The sequence below is a fragment of the Stakelama portus genome (genome assembly GCF_003171655.1).
Classification (GTDB): Bacteria; Pseudomonadota; Alphaproteobacteria; order Sphingomonadales; family Sphingomonadaceae; genus Sphingomonas; species Sphingomonas portus.
In genome coordinates, this window is record NZ_QFZL01000002.1 from 271,997 (window position 1) to 290,597 (window position 18,601).

Genomic DNA, 18,601 nt, shown 5'->3' on the forward strand with positions numbered 1-18,601 from the left:
GCAGCCTTTCCTCAGAACCTAGGCAGGGCGGTCACGTACCGGCGTTTTCATCCGGCAGAAGCATGATCTCACTGCGGATGCCGGGCCGGGTCATCATTTCGGCGATAGTTGGCAAGCTTGCCTTCATGGACGAAAGAAGACTCGCCTCGAGTGCCTTCAGTTGCTCGCCGTTCACAGAAGGTGGTTTGGGATTGTCTGCTCGGCCCAATGTGTTGAGCATCTGCAGAACCTCCCAATCCCGCAGGACATGGGTCTGCCCTTCATGATCGCGCCATGCCCCCAACACAATCCGGGTAACCGAATGGTCTTGGCCGGTGACTTGGTCCTCGACCGAAGCAATGAGCATGGGAGCTGGCAATCGCAGGCAAATCGCCAGCGTGCTTTGCAAGCCCTCTCCTTCCTTCAAAGCGCGATCGAAAAGTGTATGCCCCACACCCACGAGACGCGTTGGACCCTCCCGATCGCCTAGGCGGACATTGCGATCGAACAGCAATCCTTTGTACCGATCCTGCATCGCGTAATCTTCATCCACCCATTTCTCAGGCGACAGGACATCCAGCCCATCGTCCCTCCGAAACACGCGGCGGCCTTGCGACTCCATCATCATCGCGAAGAAACGTTCGAGATCGGGAAGATCGACCTGCGGGAGGTTTCGTCCAACTTGCGCAAAATCGAAGCGGGTTACGTTCCCCATCATCGTCTTGACCTTGTCAACCAAGTCTTCTCCGCCAATGGTGGCGGATTCCCGGTCGAACCACTGATCAAGGCTTTCGCGCGACTGCATCTGTCCAGCCGCAAAAATCTTCTCGAATGCGCTCGGGCCGGTCATGCCGATGACGAGCTGACTGATGTCTTCGCGCTCGTCCATGGCTTCGTCGAGAGCGCGCTGAATTCGCTCGAGTTTGGCGTTCAATAGGTCCCAAATTCGCGCCTCTACGGTGTCGGGGTTTCGCAGGATAAAGACCTGAACCGGCCGTGTCTGACCATATCTGGAAAGTCGCCCGACACGCTGATGCAAACGCATCGGATTCCATGGCATGTCTACATGTATCAGCGTGGCGCAACGCTCTTGGAGATCGATCCCCTCGCCTGCTGCCTCAGTTGAGACCAGAAACCGGATCGAACCCTGATTGAAAGCCTCTGCCGCCGCATCGCGCGACCAACTTTTTGGCCCGCGAGACCCGTCTGCCTTGTTGATCTCCTCCAAGCGCTCATCGCCGTTGATAAAGGCACAGCAACCGTGCCCAAATCGAGCGTGCAGGGCATCAACGACCAAGGCTTGTGTCGCCTTATATTCGGTGAAGAGAAGTACGGGCTCACCTGAAGGCAGCTCGCGTTCAATGAGATCGACTAGACGTTCGATCTTGCGCTCCTGCTGAATAGGCTCTGCCAATTCGAGCAACTCATCAAGCCGAGCAATCTCCCCCTCCATGAGTTCGGCAAGCATCTTGCTCCACGCTTCCTCATCGGCTCGGGCGCGATCATCCAAAGTCTCGTCTTCGTCTCCCTCAGTTATCGTCGGAATTGGGGCGCGAGCCTGTTCGGCGACATCTGCTAGTTTGGCCCGGCGCTTGGTCAAAGCGCTTCGAATTGCGGCGATCGAACTGGCTGCCAGTTTTTGAAGCGCAATGAGCAAGAGCATCCGGGCTGACTGCGCCCGGCCATCGAGTGTCGATGCATAAGCTCGCCCATCAATGATGAAGCTGCTCAGCGTTTCGTAAAAGGCGCTTTCCTCAGGGCTAAAGGCGTATTCTCGCGTCGCCACCGTGACCGGCGTGAAGAGGCGGTTGCCTTTGAGGTCAGTGACCGTCGCCTTGTTGTTGCGGATCATCACATCCGGAAGCTTGGTCAACTGCTCGTCGATATCATGTTCGGGTCCGAACTGGTCCGGATCGAGCAGGCTGAGTAGGGAAAGAAAGCCGAAGTCCTTTCCACGATGCGGCGTACCGGTGAAAAGCAAAAGCGAGCGGATCTTGTGTCTTTCTTCCAGCGCGCGCAGGAGCTGGAAGGATAGAGTTTCCCCTGTCCGCTCATCGGCGTGAAGATGGTGCGCCTCGTCGACCACCACAGCGTCCCAAGGGTCGGCATAAAGGAAGCGACTACCATCCGATCGACCATCGGCAACTTCACGGCGCAGAGTGTGAACCGATGCAACGACCATGTTCGCTGTGTCCCAGAAGTCCACGGTCGGCGTATCAACCGAGCGATCATAGACCTGCAGACGGATATCGAACATCTGACGGAGCCGCTTCTGCCATTGGGGCACCAGTTTGGCAGGCGCCAATACCAGTAGGCGGCGGATTTGTGCTCGTGCCACTAAAGGCATGAGCACAAGGCCAGCCTCAATGGTCTTTCCCAGCCCCACATCGTCGGCCACCAGCCAGCGGAAGGGAAATGTCCGGTTGACCTTGTGACAGACCCAGAGCTGATGCGGGAGCAACTGGACGCGCGATCTTGAAAACACTCCCCACTGATCGTTCACCGAGCGTATCGCCATCGCGCTGGCGCGCATAAGAGTCTCAGCACTCTCATCAAATGCGCCGGTCGCCAGTGCCTGATCGAGCGAGCGAGCGAGCGTGAGTTCCGCGCGCAGGACCTGCTGGATCGCTGCGCCAAAACGGGCAACAACGAATTCGCCGGTATCTGCGATGACATAGCCGGCACCGTGGCGAGGATGGTTGACCGGCGCGTTGGCGGCAAGCGTTTCAGGCATCGTCGTCATCATCATCTTCGTCATTCCACTCGCCACGACCCCATTCACTTCCATTGGACTCCCATAGGATGGCGTCCAATTCAGAGCGGTGTTTCGCCAGGGTAATAATGTGCAGCGGCAGGTCGCCATCGCCGTTGAACCGGGCTTCGTCACCGATAAGACGTTCAATCGTTTGATGCAGTAAGCGGCCTTGATCGACACCATGATCGAAATGCCCAACGCCCAGTGAATGCATCAACCGACGTACTTTTGCGGCAGTGCTCCAACCATAGGGTGCGACGAGTTCTGCCTGATCCTGCGAGTAGACCCCGTTGCGCGCCAATTCGCGGATCAGCCAGTTGGCACCGATGCCGAGCGAACGCGCCAATGGCGCCGCTTCAAGGCCCATGCGTGCAGCCACATGGGAAAATGAAGGGCGCAGATGGTTTCGCAGGCTCTGATCGCCCTCTTGGGCGACAATAGCTGGAAACCTCATGAACAATCGACGGTAGGCATCGAGATGTCTGGAGATCATGCACAAATCCGTCAGGCACCGCCGCCAGATCAGATAGCCTTCTTCCGCATCGGGCTCACTCCATGCACGAAGGCGTTCTACAAACGGCCGGAGTTCCGCGTCATCGGGCTCGATTGTTGCCAGCGTGCGCCACCAGCCGTCCTGCATCGCATCGGCGACAAACTGGCGGGATTGAAACGGCCTGATCCGCCCAAGCGTTTGGAACGACGCGAGTGCCAGTAGTGTGAACCAGGTGGCCTCATCCCCATCGCCAAGCGCTGAGATCGAAAAATCTTCCGGATAAACCGCTCGATCATAGGCAGGCACCAGGGCGTCTCGGTTCTCCCGCCACCAGTCAGCAATTCCCAATAGAGCGGCTTCGGCGTCTGGCTGGAATGCCGATTCGGGTGCCGGTTCAACTGGCGGAGCGCCAAAATATAGACCGAGTTTGGCAAGCAGGCGCCCACGCTCATCCGGTGACAGGCCTTCGAGCATGGCCGAATGCGCTAATTCACTAGCTGGTGGCAACCACGCCGCGGCCTGCGACAGCAACGAGACAGTTCGCTGGTCTGCATCAACCAGGTAACGAATGAGGGCTGCTTTCCGTAGGTCGCTGGAGTTGGCGCCTTCCGCCCAGCGCTGCCATTCAGGCTCCTGCGAACCAGCCTGCTCGCGCGCAAATTCGGCCAATTTGAAACCATCAACACTATAACTTTGCGAAAGCCTGCCGGAAGGTGGAGCGAACGCGGCCCGTGCGCGCTCTGCCGTGTCATCGCTTTGCGGGAAGGCCAAAACGCGGACCGACTGCCAGGTGCCGTCTTCGGCCAGCCATTTCCGGTCGCGAAAGATTTGGCGAAGCTCCTTGTCTTCCTCACCCGTCAATACGTTTCGAACGTCGTCGTCGAGCAGCGACACTAGAATGTCAGCCAAAGCGGCATCGACCCCTTCACCACTGACAATCGTATCGACAAGATCCGAGAGGGTCAGTCTCTGGCCCCGCGACAAATCGAGCCTGGCCAAGAGGTCCGCCGTAGACTCTTCGATAAGGCCGTGTTCCATGGCCTCGATCGCGGACCAGCGTCCAATCCGATCCCGAACCGCCGATTTGGCTAGGGCTCCATCCAGCCGCCATTTCACATTCGCAGCGCAGACGGCACCTCCAAAGGCAAGCGGTACAAGCGGGCGCTGAGCCAGCAAGCGGGCCAGACCGCAAGCGGGGTTGTGCAAGGCCTGCTCCGGCCCAAATCTGGTGAGGTCATCCGCGAATAGATTTACCACCTTGCGCCAGAAATCCTCTCGCCCTGCTGGATCGAGCGCGGCTTCCTCCGAAAACTTATCCCAATCCGTGAGGCAGTAGTCATAAAAGGCGACAAGACGTTCGCCGAGCTCGAAGCCCAGTCGGGAAAACAACCGCTCCTTTTCTTCGGGTTGATCTGAAAACTCCGTGCGCCCCGGATTTACCGGGAAGCGTCCTTCCATCAACCAGGCTCCGCGACGGCGCTCCCCAACCAAGGGCACAAGATGCCAAAACTGTGAGACGTCCTCCAAGAACGCATGAGGCCCGTTAGGCCCAAACGGCAGGAACAACCGGAAACCGTCAGACAGGGCGAACTTCAGCAAGTGGCGACCGCCATCCATTTCCAGGAAACTGACCCCTTCAATCAGTTCGTGCTCGACATGCCTGAAGGAATGGTCCTGTTTCTCATCGACCAGTTCTATCGAACTCTCACGGCCCAACGCGGCCAGCAGTTCTGCCGCCCTGCGGAATGCCTCCCATGCCGCTGCTGCGTCCTCGTTCCGATCGCCAGTTATCGGAATCTCGATCAAGGTTGCCTTGCGTCCACGATCATTGAACGGAGCAATCTCCCTCCCGCCATCGGGCCACTCGGCAGGGATCATGCCTCCCAGAATGCGGATAGCAATGCCACCACTGGCGAGCCGGATTTCGTCAGCCAGCATGTGCACAGTCTTGAAGCCGAGGCCAAAGCGCCCGGTGACGCCATCGCCTTCTTTGGCAGAGTGACTTATGGCGAGCATGTTCGAAAGATCTCGCCGATGCCCCTCCTCTTCGGCTTTGTGCGGGTCAGCACCAGGTTGGTTAATTGGGCGTCCCCAATGAACTACACGTAGTCGGCTGATCGCCAGGTCTGCGTCGCGGACAACCTCAACACGAAAGCGGCCATCACTGTGCCATTGGGCCTGAGCATCGATAGCATTCTGGTATAGTTCGAACAGGACGCGATGTGGCTCGTATCCCATTTCGCCGACCTTCTTGCGTGTGGCGGCAAGTAGCTCATGCGCTCCTGAATCTGACCGCGCAGCCTGCCACAACGCCTCGCGCGCGTTGTCACGACTGCGATGGACGTCCCGGTGATAGGCCTTCAAAGCCTCGCGCATGACTGGGCCGGGCTTGATGCCCTCCAGTCGATCATGCAGCACGTCCTTTAGTTCGGCACAGGTGTCGTCAAGCGTGCGTTGATCGGACGCAAAGTAGCTGTGAAGCAGGTCCGACAGCGCCTCCTTGTGCCGTTCAAAACCAAGCATCAGCGCAATGCCCAGCTTGCGCACAAACTGGTCGAGTAACTCTTTCGCTTCGCCCTCGTCGGTCGGCGCAACTGGCCCGAAAACAAGATCAAAAACGTGGCGATATCCCGCCTCGTCGCGCTCTATCCCCCGTTGTGAGCAATCCAATAGCAGCGCTTCCCCGCGCCCGGAAAGTGGGACGATGCAGTCGGATCCGGCTGCCGATCGCACGCGGACCTGGCCGTCCTTTGGAAATTCGATTGCGAAACGCAGTTCGGCGAAGCGTTCACGGTTCGCACCGCACATGTCGCGTTGTTGATCAGCGAGGGCGTCGAGATCATCGCATATCCGATCGAAGGACCGTTGCCCCTCCCATTTGCTTGCTAACGCGCGAATAGGCTCATCGCGTCCCAACATTGCCAGTGCCAAAAGGATTCCATCGCCCACATCGTGTTGCCCGATGGGCGAAAATGCTCTCTCAATGCCGTCCAGCAAGTCGGGTTGCTTTCCCGAAACAGCTTCCAGCGACGGTGGCTGTTGGAGGTCCGCAAGGTCCAGCTGTTCGGCGTAGTCACGAACCAGCAGAGCTGCTGAAAAGATGCCTTCCGCATTCAACGCGAGAGTATCTGCGCTTCGGAATTCTCCGATCGCACTGGGTAAAAGCAAACTTGAGGGGAGATAGGTACCGTTCGATCGAAGGGTGCGAAGATTTTGCGAATATGCAGTGCGATGAAGCCTCTTGGCCGCTTCACCGACTGACCCACTCAACGCCAGGCCTGCAATTGCATTCATCTGCGAGACGATGGCTGCCTTGTCGGGCAAATGAAAATTCCGGGCCAGTTGGATGATGGCCTCGTCTGGCAGGTCATCCCGCAAAGCCGCTGCCAAAAGCGGCCAACAATTTATCTCAACGTCCGCCTTCTTTCTGGCGAGTTGCCTCAGTTCCTCCAGACCATCGCTGACATCGAGACAAAGCCCGATGATCCCGCGTTCACCCGCGTGACGAAACCCGAGCCGGTAGGACTCCGTTCGATCCGGCATCACCTTGCGCAGCGGCTCGCGCACGCGGTCCTCGCGAAGGCGACCTGGTATCTCGCTTGACATCAGGAATGCGTCTTGCCCAACGAAGGACTTTTCGACCTCGATCGGCAAATCCAAGACCTGGTCCGGACGCCACACTGCGTTCTTTGCCGCGATCCATGAGATCGACCGGAGTAGCTCTGCGAGCTCCTCGTCCAGCGTTTTCAGTTCGGCGAGCGCTGCACAAATTTCGTCGGTGAATTGCGCCGGGTTTGGAGTATTCAGCGCCGTCTTGATGGACGCTTCCGCCCCCCAACGAGCAATCAGCTGGTTCTGAATGCGGTTGACGCCTGGGTCCGGCCACAAATCAGCGAGCCTGGCAAATGGGACGAGACGTGACGTAATGTCGGTCTTGCGACCGATAAACAATTGGTCGGCGGCATACAGTTCATCGTCGTCTTCGCAGCCGTGCAGAGGTAGAACCTTCAGGATTTCCGGCGCGATCCCTGACTTGAGCAATGCGACAGCTGTCGCGGCGTCCCATTCAGGAAGACGCTTTGCATCATACGCTTCCTGCAGCCACTCGCCGAGGCTGGACATATCCACTCGGCACAAGCCGACTTTCTCGCGGACCGCCTTCTTGAGTTCTGCGGCGAGGACCGATGAAACAAGCCTATCGCGACGCCCTTCGCGCAATGCAGTAACGAGCTCATCAAGCGCACCGTCGAACTGGTCGAGCTCAATCAGTTCGACATCTTGCGGAAGCCCGGGTTCGCCTGCGACTAGTTGGCGCAGGTCATCGCGGGTAGCGTGATCGCGCAGCATCTCGGCCAGCTCGCCACACTTGGCAGGATCAGCAAAGCGAGTGGCCTGCCTCAATACGCCAAGCAGGCAATCCAGCTTCTTGGCCGATGCCAGATCGGCTATTCCTCCATCCCTGAGACTAACACGGTAGACGTATGGCTGAGCGATTGCACCAGCGAGGACGGAGAGTTCGCTGTTCGGCGCGGTATCGAACAGCAATCCTTTGTGTGTAATGCTTGCGATTTCGCCCAGCGACAATCGCTCGTCAAAATCATCCTGCATCCTGCGAACCGGGATCACCCGCAAATTCCGGGTGTGTGCGTGCGCGGCAAACTCGGCGAGGGAAGGCCCATTTCGGAGCAGATGAGAGATAAGTGCAGACGCCTGGTGAGCGGCTTCCCCTCGCCCCCCTAAGAATGGCTCAATGGCAACAAGCAGGTCGCTGGCTTCATCGAGCCCAAGACGTCTCAGATCGGCACCTTCACCTGCAGCCCACCCCGCCTTGACCGGCAGCGTCGGACCCGACGATACGAGGGCGGCAATGAGCTCGCGGTTATCAACGCTGGAAGGAAGCACCAAAACATTGTCGAGTGGCAGGTGACGCACCAGCGGCTTGAGCTTTTCGGCATTGGCAAAGTTCTGGCTGACGTCGAGGGCCGCGCGGCGATAAGCATCCGCAAGAGCGGCACGGCTGCTGAGACCTGGTGGCGATGCATCAAGCAGTACTGACAGCGTTTCCGCGACCGGCCCCTTCGTGAAGGCGGCTGGGCCAGCTATCTCGAGCAATTCAGCAAGTTCGGCATCGGGCCACCGCGGGTCGATATCGGCGAGTATGGTGCCAAAGGCCAAACCTATGCCCTTTGCAGTGCACCAGTCTTCGAGGCTCGGAAATGCCGACTTCAGCCGCGACAGCGTCGTGGAATCTCTCCGAGGGATTGGCCGCAAAGACGCGCTGGCACAAACTTGCCAGCTCTCCGCCTTCTCGCCCGGCCAACACCGGGCCATGCCTCTGCCCTGGCAGACATCGACGCGGTTCTCACTCCACCAAGCGCTGTTTTGGACCGCGCGGACAAGCGCCTGACGTTCTTGCTCGCCAGGCATAGCCGGAAGTGAATCTGCCAGCGCATCGAGCATCAGCGGCAAGCTGGCTTCCCGGCGTAGCGCTTCGTTCCAATCGCTCTCAATGTGATCGTCGTCGCGCAGCTTGCGCCGGTCGCTGGACACGAAAAAATAGCCGTGGATCAGCAAGTCAATGTCATGCGAGCCATGACCGAGCGGTATGCTCTCGACGGGCTGGCCAAGCGGCAGATAGACCGCATCGCGGACACGCAGGACCGCTTCACCCTCTTTGGCCGACGAGCGGCAGACAAGAACCGCTCCGTGTGGATTGGCTTTGGGCGGGATTAGCCTGCGATGGATGTCGAAGACCTTGTCCCATCCAACCTGATCAAGCAGCTTGGCGGCCTTGCCGCCGGGCATCCATTGCTGCCGCCCATTGAACTCGAGCATAAATCCGGCGCCATCGATCTGTCCGGCAACAATCGAATCGCCCTGATCAATTCCGGGCCCGGATAGTCGGCGGGCGCCCTTTCTCAGCAAAAGCCGGCGTCCCTCCCCCACAGTTGGCCTGACTTCAATGGATTGCAGGCTACGAAGACAGGAAAGTGCCGCGGGAAGCTCCGCGCCTTGCAATATGTCTGCAATAGCGCTGTCTGGTTCCCAATTCTGGTCAGAAAGACAAAGATCATACCCAGGCCGCAAATTCGCTGTCCGCAGCGGGAGGAAAAGCGCCATTCCCTTATCAAGGCCGATTTCCGCGACTTTTCCGAGCAGCATTTCGGCATCGGCAGTAGTCAGGGACGGCCAGGCCGTGGCTGCAACGTCAGCCTCGCTTACCTTTTCCCACGGGTTCATGATCAGAAGGCGCGGGCGTCCACCTTCGTCCTCAACCCTTCCCAGCGCGATAAAGGCATCGCAAAGGTGATAAACTGACTTTTGCCCCAGCCCAAAGCGTCCCACCGCAGCGCGCTCATCTGCCTTGCTGCCACCGCTGGCGCGAGTGATCCCGTCCATGTTCCGGGCGAAGACTTCCCCGTCGTTTGCCACAATCAGGCCAGGCGTTTGCAGCAACGGATTGCTCGCCTCCGGAAAGCCGTTGTGCCCCACGACAATCAAACGCTTCGCGCCGGCATCCTCGGCGTTTTGGAGCAGTTCCTTAAAGATCGTGAAGCCTGATGCGTAGCTTTCGCGTAGTATCTGCTGGAGCCGCTCGATATCGCTCTCCGCCGAGTGAACCAGTCCGCTCGATCGCACATCCATCCCGACTTGATACGAGATTGATGCGTCAGATACGGTCACATTCAATTCGGTTACCCCCATCAACCTTTGCGGCATAAACACGCTGAAAACTATTCAGCATCATGATTTAAGATATGAGAAAATCCTCAATGAATTGATCGCGTTTATCTACGTTTTACTGGCGCGCTAGACCGACATCAATCTTGTTGGCTCGCCGGAAAAGGAGACGCGCAATACCCCTTTTGCACGGGTCGCGGCTACGTGGAGAAGCGAGCGGTTTTGGGCGATAATGTCTTCCCGGTCCGCCGCATCGACGGCCGCCTTCAACGCGCCGGCGGGCGGGAAGGTCGCCTCGGACAGGAACGGGATTGCCACCGCGAAGAACTCGAGCCCCTTCGCCCGGTGCATCGTGGTGATCCTAACCCCGGGGATGGACCGATCATCGGCGGTGCCAGCCTGGAGGACCACGGTGTCGATACCCGCCCCCCTCAGCGTTCCCTGAACTCGATCGATATCTGCCCTTCTGCTGCACAGAATTCCGATGTCGGCCAGGCGGATATCTTTCGCAGCAAGACCTTGAACCCAAGACGCAAGGCTTGCCAGTTCGTCAGCTTCCGCCCGACAAGCGACAAGCTCAGGCGCAGGCCCGTGCATGAGACTCACATACCCCCGCAGCGTGTCTGTCCCTTCATCTAGATCGTCTACGCTGACGCCCTCAAGGATCGAGACCGCCCAAGTCCGGATCTCCTGGGTCGTTCTATAGTTGAGCCGGAGCCGACGGGACCGGCCTCGAACATTGATCCCGCAGGCAGACATGCTAGCCCGGCGGGCATAGATGCGCTGGTGCGCGTCCCCAGCGATGAAAATAGAGTTCCGATCACCGGATGACGTCTCCGGCATGATCGCACGGATCAAACGGAACGCCTGCTCCCCCATGTCCTGCGCCTCGTCCACAATGACTGCCGCATAGGGAAGATTCGGCGCTTCCGCGCTCAAGATTTCGGTAGCCTCGCGATAGGCATCATCGGGTTCGGCCAGCCCCTCGCTTATCATCCGCGCCCGATAATCGGCGAACAGGTCCCAAAGCAGGGTCCGCTTGCGTCGGTCAAGGGGGGTGCCGCGGCCAGCACGGGACGCCTTCAGATAGGCACGCTGCTCCGTCAGACCTTTTGCCTGTACGATCTGGGCCCACTCCGCCCTGACAAAGGCTTCCGACAAGCCTTCGGGCAACTCATGATGGTCAAACACTTCCTGCCAGATCTGATCGAGACGGTCGCGCGCCTCTCCGAAATACGCCACCTGCCGTGCGAAGCTTTTGCGCTTTAGGAACTGGGATACCCAGCGGTCGAGGTTAATCACCTCGATCCGAGGTGGACGGGCGTCGAGATGTCCTGGGCAAAGCGTCCGGAGATTGGCCTCGATGTCCTGTGCGAGACTGGTCGTAAAAGTGGTGAGAAGGACCCGTTGGCCTGCACGCGTCGAGTCATTCTCTAACTGTTCGGCGAGGTGCTTCGCCCGGTGCATTGCGACCACCGTCTTGCCGGTACCGGCACCGCCTCGCACCATAGCTGGGCCGTTGTAGTCGCGATACGCAATTTTGCGCTGTTCCGGGTGCAGGAATACCCGCCAACCCTCCATCCCTTCTTCAAAGACGCGACGCAGCTCAGCCTCTGAATCGGGTATGAAGATGGTTTGGCGGCTCTCCTCTGTTTCGATGAGCCGGTCGAAAGTCAGGTCCGCGTCCGACTTTGTGGACGCTATTTCCTGCTCCTCGCCAACTCCGGTCAGCGCACGAATCTCCTCATCGCCGAAACCGGCCGCAACCGCGTAAAGGACCTGATAGGTGAGCGGGTCGAACCGGTCCTCATCTGTCTCGAGCGCTTCGATGGTTGTGACGAGCCGGACTGCTGGGATCTCCTCTTCCGCAACCCCAAGGGCATGGAGCCGCTTGTCGGAAACCTCCGCGAACAAACGCGGCTCCGACACTTTCGGAGCGGCGACCGGTTCCACCGCCGCGTCGATCTCCTCGATCACCCGAATCCGGTTGGTATCCGGATCGAGCTTGACCCGCCGACCTGCTGCCCAACGATAGGCCTTGTCGTGTTCGTTGACGTGAACGAACATGATGTCTCGGCCCACTTCGAAGGCAATCGCACGATACGCCTGGTCGACCCGGAGGGACTTTATCGAGCTGTCCTTCGCTCCCTCGACCGTCTCAAGGTTCAGCCCATTGCCGGACGGGTCGGACATGTATCGGGTCATCATGTCCATGAACCGGATCGCCACCTTGTCTGGGAGCTTCCTGAGGCTCTTCATGCAGCCGATGTCATAGGAGACCCGCTTGGTAATCGTGTCCGTCATGATTGTGTCTCTTCTAGTACCTGCAGAACCCGTGTGACGACCTCCCCGACCGGATTTGTGTCCGGTTCGAACAGAATCAGGTTCCAGCCAACTCCGTCATGGATTTCCTCCGCGACGGCGAGCCCCGCCCCAGACCAGCCGAACTCCATCATTCCAACGACCCGGCCTTCGGCTAACAGGTCGTCCCCGAACCGATCCGGCGCGGGCGCCTCCGCAGCGATCAGCGCATCGATAAGGGGGTGGAAAGCCTCGTCGCAAAGCGCGCGCGCCTCCATCCAGGCCATTACCGCGCTATCAGACGGATCCGAACGATCGGACATATCGGGCGGCGACAGGGTATCGAGTCCGTCAAGTTCAACATGGAACCCACGGACCCCTTGGAACAGATTCACCAACCGCCAAAGACCGCGCCAAATATCTGTGTAAACGGCCTTCGTCGTGGGCGCTGCGCCCGGGTCCGGTAGCACGGCCCGAAGAATTAGCCGCAGATCCGTGTCGGATTGAAGCCATTCGCTTGGCGAGATCTTCTGGCACGCCAGATAAAGATCGATCGCTCCAGCGCCGACATGTTCTGCGAGATCTGGGGTTCGCAGGAACCCGCGCCCTTCCTCGGAAAGAGCGGCTGATCTGGGCAGTTGATCCAGCGGCCTGCCCGTCGCCACGAGAGCCCGGATCAATACGGACCTGGCCGCCTCCTCCTCCTCCTCCGCCTCCCCGTCGAGCAGGCGCCGGAGCGCTGCGAGGGCGGTTTCGGTTTGGAACGTTCGAACGGTGTCGGCAACAGATGCGAATCCTGGATGGGCAAGAACCCGGGCGAGACGCCCGATCTTCTCTGAGCCGAGCTCCGATTCTTTCAGCGGATTGAGCAGGCTCCGATCGTCTGGGTCGAGGTCCCGCCACGAGAGGGTCCAGAGGCGCACCTCCCCGGATCGGATCATGGTGATCCGGTCAAGCAGATCTTGGCCGACGGTGCCCGCGTGGTATTCGATCCCGTCCATTTCGATCACGACCGGGAGGTGACCGGCGCGCCCGATCGGGGTGAGCAGGAAGTCAATTCGCTTCTTCGGGAGACCTCGAAACCGGGCTTCGATCTGGACTTGCGGTTCGATGGTCCAGAGGCGTGGCGCGTCTGTTCGCCCCGCCCGCAACACGAAGCCACGACGCCCACCGGCGAGCACCTGCGGAGTCAGTGCTCCGTCGCCGTAAAGCTCGGACAGGGCGCTGAGGAGCCTCTTCTCGAGCGCGCTTTCGACAAGTGCACCGCGCATCGACTCATCTATACCGGTCTCGGTGCGGGTCAGGCTGTCCCATTTCTGAAGGATCGCATCCATCAGCTGGCGGGCCCTGTCCCGATCCGGCTCCCCGGGTCCGAACTGTGACCGATAAGACTTAACGCAGCGGAAGCACCCGTTTCGGTCCGTTTCCTGGTTACACGGACAGTCGCGGAGCGCTTCTGCTGCGCGCATGATCACCGAGCGCATCGTCTCCGGATGTTCGCCGATCTGGCGCAGATAGCCCGAACCGCCGGGAACAGAATCGTAAAGATAGAGGCTACGCACCGTGGTCATTCCGTCCAGCTGCGCCGCGAATACCGTGGAGCGGATGTGGTCTACCTTCCCGGCGAAATGGCGCCGCATGCCGAGATTGATCGCTGCAACGAAGCTTTTCAGATCGTCGTCATCTGCGTCTCCCACGACGGGGATTACGATCCGGATCGCCTCTGTATCGAACCCGCGCATCAGGAAAACATCTGTTTCCCACCGGTCGCGCGGCAGATCTGTCTCTCGCACGGCGCGGCAATTCGGCGGGTGCGTCCCGCGATCATCTGGGTCTCGCGGGGGCTTCTGCAGGCCGCCGCAGTGCCGACAAATTCGGAACGGCTGCGCAGATCGGCGATCACCTGCGATTTTCGGCCCGGGAAGAGTGGATTTCGGACCGAAATTGAAGTCGCGAAAGGTGCAGTATGGAATAAATTCGAAGCCGAAGGGGGTTCCCGTGTCGCGGCTGGTAAACCAGGACGTGGCGATATCCTCAGGATTGTGAAACGGCATCAGGACCCGGTCGAACTGCCGTTGATCCCGCTGGTCCAAGTCCCGGATTGCGGCCTTTTCCTCGCTATCAACCGAGATAACCGACTTGAGCCTCACGACCTCGTGCTGCGACCCGGTGTCAGACCACATATCATCGCCGCACTTTGGACAGGTGCGGCTCTCCGTTTCCTCGATCCTGCGGGCGACGTGTGAACAGGAGGGGCAGAAGGTCCAGGCGGTAAGGTCCTCCTTACCGATCTCGATCCGCTCAATCTGAACTTGGCGGCCGTTGGCATAGAAGAACTGACCCGGCGCAAATTCAGAAAGCGCCGAACTGGCCGGTCGGGAATACTCGAGATAAAGAAGACCATCTTCGTCCCTGGCGGAGTCGTTGCGCCGCGACAAGATCGATGTCAGCTTCACCCCCTCCTCGGGGAAGGCATAATTCGGCAGTACGCCTTTGTCTGTCAGGAACTTGATGACCGGGACGTCGTCAATTCCACTTCTGATCAGCCTGTTGATCTCCGTCCGGTCCCGCGAGATTTCCTGCTCCCGCTTCTCGAACTCCTCATCCGTCAGCTCGGCTCGACGCCGCCGCAACCGTTCCAGTTCGCGTGTTGCCTCCTCCCGCTTCTGCAGCAGATTTGCTCTCTCCTCGGCCGCCCCATCAAATGCGGTCCCCACTCGCCAACCGATCGACCGTGAGTCCGTGCCGGTCAGATAAGTCCTCACACGCTCGACGAGGTCAGCGCGCTCCTGCACCTCCGGGGGCAGGCCGGACAAGAAGACTTGGGCAAACTCCGCCCCGCGTATCCGCACGAGGTCGAGCCATTCTACCGGGAATCCCTCAGCCGCTCCGGCAGCGCGGCGCTTCAGGACATCCCGGACCTTCCCGTAATCCCCGCTCTCCGCAGAGGCGGATACGTAGGCATCGAGGGTGAACGCTGTCACCTGACGCAAAAGCACCTCTTCTGCAGCGAGGAACACACCCGGAGGACGTACCTCGCCGGCCAGCATCGGGGTCGGATCCTCCCAAAACTGGAGATCATGGGCGCGCGCGTTAGCGAGGACCAGATTCAGCGCGTTACCGTCGCGGCGCCCGCTCCGACCCATTCGCTGGACATAGTTCGCTTCCTCCGGCGGGACGGAACTAAGGAGCAGGGTCGACAGGTCTCCGATGTCGATCCCCATCTCGAGCGTCGGGGTTGCCGAGATCAGGTTGGGGGCCCAACGGGCCTCCCCTTTTATGAAGCCGGATTCAACCCGCAGCCGTTCATCCGCCTCGAGGATTCCGGTATGCTCACGGGCCACGACCCGGTGATTGCGGTCGGAAGCGAGTGACCGGCGGAGAGCTGGCCGGGTCGATACGGAGGCAGCCTCCAAGTAACCGTCACATCCGATCCGAGCGCAAGGGGCTCCCAGCGCGCTCTCCGCGTTCTCAGCGAGAGCGGTCTCGTGACGCCCGCAGCAGCCGCAAACAAGCCCAAGCGTGGCGGTCGAGACGGTGACATGCTCCGGCTCGAGAAGCCAGGCGTGACAGTCTTGCCCGTCCGGACCATTCACCCGTCGCACAAGGCCGTCGGCTTCCAGCCGATTGAGGACAATCGGGTAGATCGTGTCGGGGTCGGTCGCGACTTGCAGATCGACTGCCCCCAGCGCCCGGAAGAGCCAGTCTCGATACCAGTTCGAGGCGTGGTTTCGGGTGATCCGCTCGAATCCTGGCGGACTGCCCTGGAGGGTGATCGGAGTAGGAGCTAGCCCTCTGCGGAAATTCGGCACTGGCAGAGTTCTGCTCTGGCCGAGCCCCATCTGGACCGCCGCACGGTACCAGTTCAATCCGCGCGCAGCCTGGCTCGTCGCCACTGCATTGACAACATAGGGATGACAAACGGCCCCCTGTTGGCGCATCCGTTGCAAGAATCCAGACAAGAACTGCGTGAGCACGTTCGGACTAATCTGCGGCGCGCCCGGGAACGCGTTGCGGATTTCGTTCGCCAGACGCTCGGCCGAGGACCGCAACAGGTCCACAGCGACGTCCGCGGCCGCCATTCCATTGACTTCGAGTGTGTGGCTGAAATGCGCCCGGTAGCTCAGATCGACGAAATACTCCCAGCCGAGGCGGAGCTGCATCTGATCGAGGAAGACAGGGTCCGAAATCGAAATCCCGTCGCGGATCAGATCCTGATATCTGCGACGCCAAGTCTGCTCCTTGGCGATGAAAAGCGCGGTGAAATCGTCAGGCCCGAGTGCATCGAGATGTGCGGCAGGGACCTCCTCAATCACCTCCCGAAGGGTCATCTTCTCTGTCTCCGCGCCGGTCAACGCAGTAAAAAGGGACTTCTGATAGACGGAGAGGGCGTTCCGCGTTTCCGCGATCGCAGCCCGGTGAGCCGCGTCCTGAACCGAGTCCGAGAACATCAGGAAGCGCGGCTTCGCTTCCGGTCGCTCTTCATTCTGCGCCGAGGTGTAGATGGTTCCGGTGATCCCGGTCGTCAGTCGTGCGGCCCGCATTCCAAACAGGAGAAGGCCACGAGCCTGACCGCAAGCGGGGCAAGTCCGATCTATGCGTCCCTGACCATCAGTCGGGCTGTACATCCAAACCGGGGAGGCTGAGCCTGGCTCGAGCCCCTCGTGATCTGCGGGGGTGAAGTCGACGGACTCCGCATCGAGCAGCCCTTTGACGATTTGACCGCCCCCACCGCTGGCCTGCACCATGCGATCGATGGTGTCGTGATAAAAAAGACGGATCCGGTCGGCACCATTCTCGTCGAAGAACTCTTCGTACAGCTGTTCTAGCGGGGCCCAGCAAGATTTCGACCCCGAGTTCAGACGGCCAACATGGGCCGTTGCGCCGCACCGGTTGCAATTCACGACCGGGAGGGAACGACGGAGTGCCTGGCGGTCGAGGTCGAGTGCGTGAGACAGGTGCATAGCTGACCGTCGCCCGTCCGCTTCAAGACGCGGCAGGTTCGTCACCATGCGGGACATCTCCCGGACCCAGATTTGGAGCCGGACGTTGAACAGGGGCCGCGGATTCTCGACCGCTCCAGAGCGCGCCCAGGCGACCAAGGCGACCACCAGTTCGGCGAGAGCTCTGTGGTCCGCTGCCACCCAGTCCCGCAGCACGCGCACTTGCGCGAGACCGGCCGCGATCTCTGCGAGCGAAGCCGGGCCCGAATGCTCGGCGATAATCTTTAGGGCGCGCTGGCACAGGTGGTGCTGAAGGAGCCGCTCTCCGAGCGCGATCCGCCAAGCAGGGTCGGCGGCGTTCCCATCGCGAAGAAAAGCGAAGTCCGGGTCGGTTTCGTCAGGGAAGAGGCAGTGAGCCAGCCGCTGCGCCGCGAATGGTTGATCGAGCTCCTCCGCCTCCCGTAGGGCGGCGTGGACACCAACGGGATCAGGGCGGTCGACATATTCGGGGTCGCCAAACACCTCGTTGGGCGTTTTTCGGGTCTCCCGGATCACAGCGCCCGCATCGAACGGCTCCCCGAATATCGTCTCCGCGTAGCGCCGGAGGTCCGTTGCCGCCTCGTCCCCGGAACCCAGCGTCGCCGAGGAACCAACGCAGACGAGGTGTCCCTCGGGGGTCCCAAGCCGATACTTGAGGCGCCGCAAGAGCAAGGCAAGGTCCGCTCCCTGCGCGCCGTCAAACGTGTGCATTTCATCGACCACGAGAAACCTCAGGGACTCGTGATCGTTCGCCTGCCACAACGGTTTATCCCGCCCACGCAGGAGGAGATAGTCGAGCATCTTGTAGTTGGTGAGCAGAATATCCGGCGGGTTGCGCCGCATCGTCTCACGGTGGGTGATGATGCTGTCCGCGGTCACCTCGTGGGTCGCGTTCTTCGGTTCGGCGTCCGCGTAAATCCCCGCGCGCACCCCGTGCAGGGTTGCGATCCCGGATAGCGCGGCCGCAATCCGGCGCGCCTGGTCGGTCGCCAGAGCGTTCATCGGATAGATCAGGATCGCCTTGATCCCCGGCTTCCCCTTGTTTCGCCGGCAGTGATCGAGGATCGGCCAAAGGTAGGACTCTGTCTTGCCCGATCCGGTCCCGGTCGCCACGAGGGTCGAGCGCATTCCCTCGCCACTTAGCCGCGCGAAGGCATCGATCTGGTGCTGGTAGGGGGCGAAGCGCAGCGGGACTTCAGCGAAAGGCTGCGTCCAGGTCCCATCGGCGGCCCCGTCGATTTGCCGGAACGGCATGTCGACCGAAAGCCACGGGCCCTTGATGAAGTTTGCGGGCTCTTCGAGAAACCGATCCACCATGCCCTCGAAGGCGCGGCTCGAACTGTTCAGGGTCGTGTGGACCAGTTCGCGCAGGCTCTCCTGAACATGGCGGGCAAGGAGGATCGGGTTCAT

General features: G+C 60.2%; 4 protein-coding genes. All 4 read right to left on the bottom strand.

The features are described 5' to 3' along the window. Positions 1–31: 31 nt before the first annotated feature. The 4 genes from DKB74_RS06685 to DKB74_RS06700 all read right to left on the bottom strand — a co-directional run bounded on the left by DKB74_RS06685 (position 32) and on the right by DKB74_RS06700 (position 18,601). Complete coding sequence (locus DKB74_RS06685; RefSeq protein WP_161956823.1) at positions 32–2,737, bottom strand: DEAD/DEAH box helicase; 2,706 nt, start codon at positions 2,735–2,737, stop codon at positions 32–34. Continuing rightward, positions 2,706–9,911, bottom strand: coding sequence for a sacsin N-terminal ATP-binding-like domain-containing protein (locus tag DKB74_RS06690; RefSeq protein WP_145960917.1), 7,206 nt, complete (start codon positions 9,909–9,911; stop codon positions 2,706–2,708). The genes DKB74_RS06685 and DKB74_RS06690 overlap by 32 nt, the downstream gene beginning before the upstream one ends. Before the next feature lie 126 nt (positions 9,912–10,037). Further along, positions 10,038–12,212, bottom strand: a complete 2,175-nt coding sequence (locus tag DKB74_RS06695; protein ID WP_109807367.1) for a UvrD-helicase domain-containing protein — start codon at positions 12,210–12,212, stop codon at positions 10,038–10,040. Further along, positions 12,209–18,601: a DEAD/DEAH box helicase gene (locus DKB74_RS06700; RefSeq protein ID WP_109807368.1), complete on the bottom strand. Its 6,393-nt coding sequence runs from the start codon at positions 18,599–18,601 to the stop codon at positions 12,209–12,211. Before DKB74_RS06700 ends, DKB74_RS06695 begins: the two co-directional genes overlap by 4 nt.

Excerpts from the sequence above, each read along its gene's own strand:
- DKB74_RS06700 (WP_109807368.1), bottom strand. The coding sequence starts at position 18,601 with ATGAACCCGATCCTCCTTGCCCGCCATGTTCAGGAGAGCCTGCGCGAA.
- DKB74_RS06685 (WP_161956823.1), bottom strand. The coding sequence starts at position 2,737 with ATGACGAAGATGATGATGACGACGATGCCTGAAACGCTTGCCGCCAAC.
- DKB74_RS06695 (WP_109807367.1), bottom strand. The coding sequence starts at position 12,212 with ATGACGGACACGATTACCAAGCGGGTCTCCTATGACATCGGCTGCATG.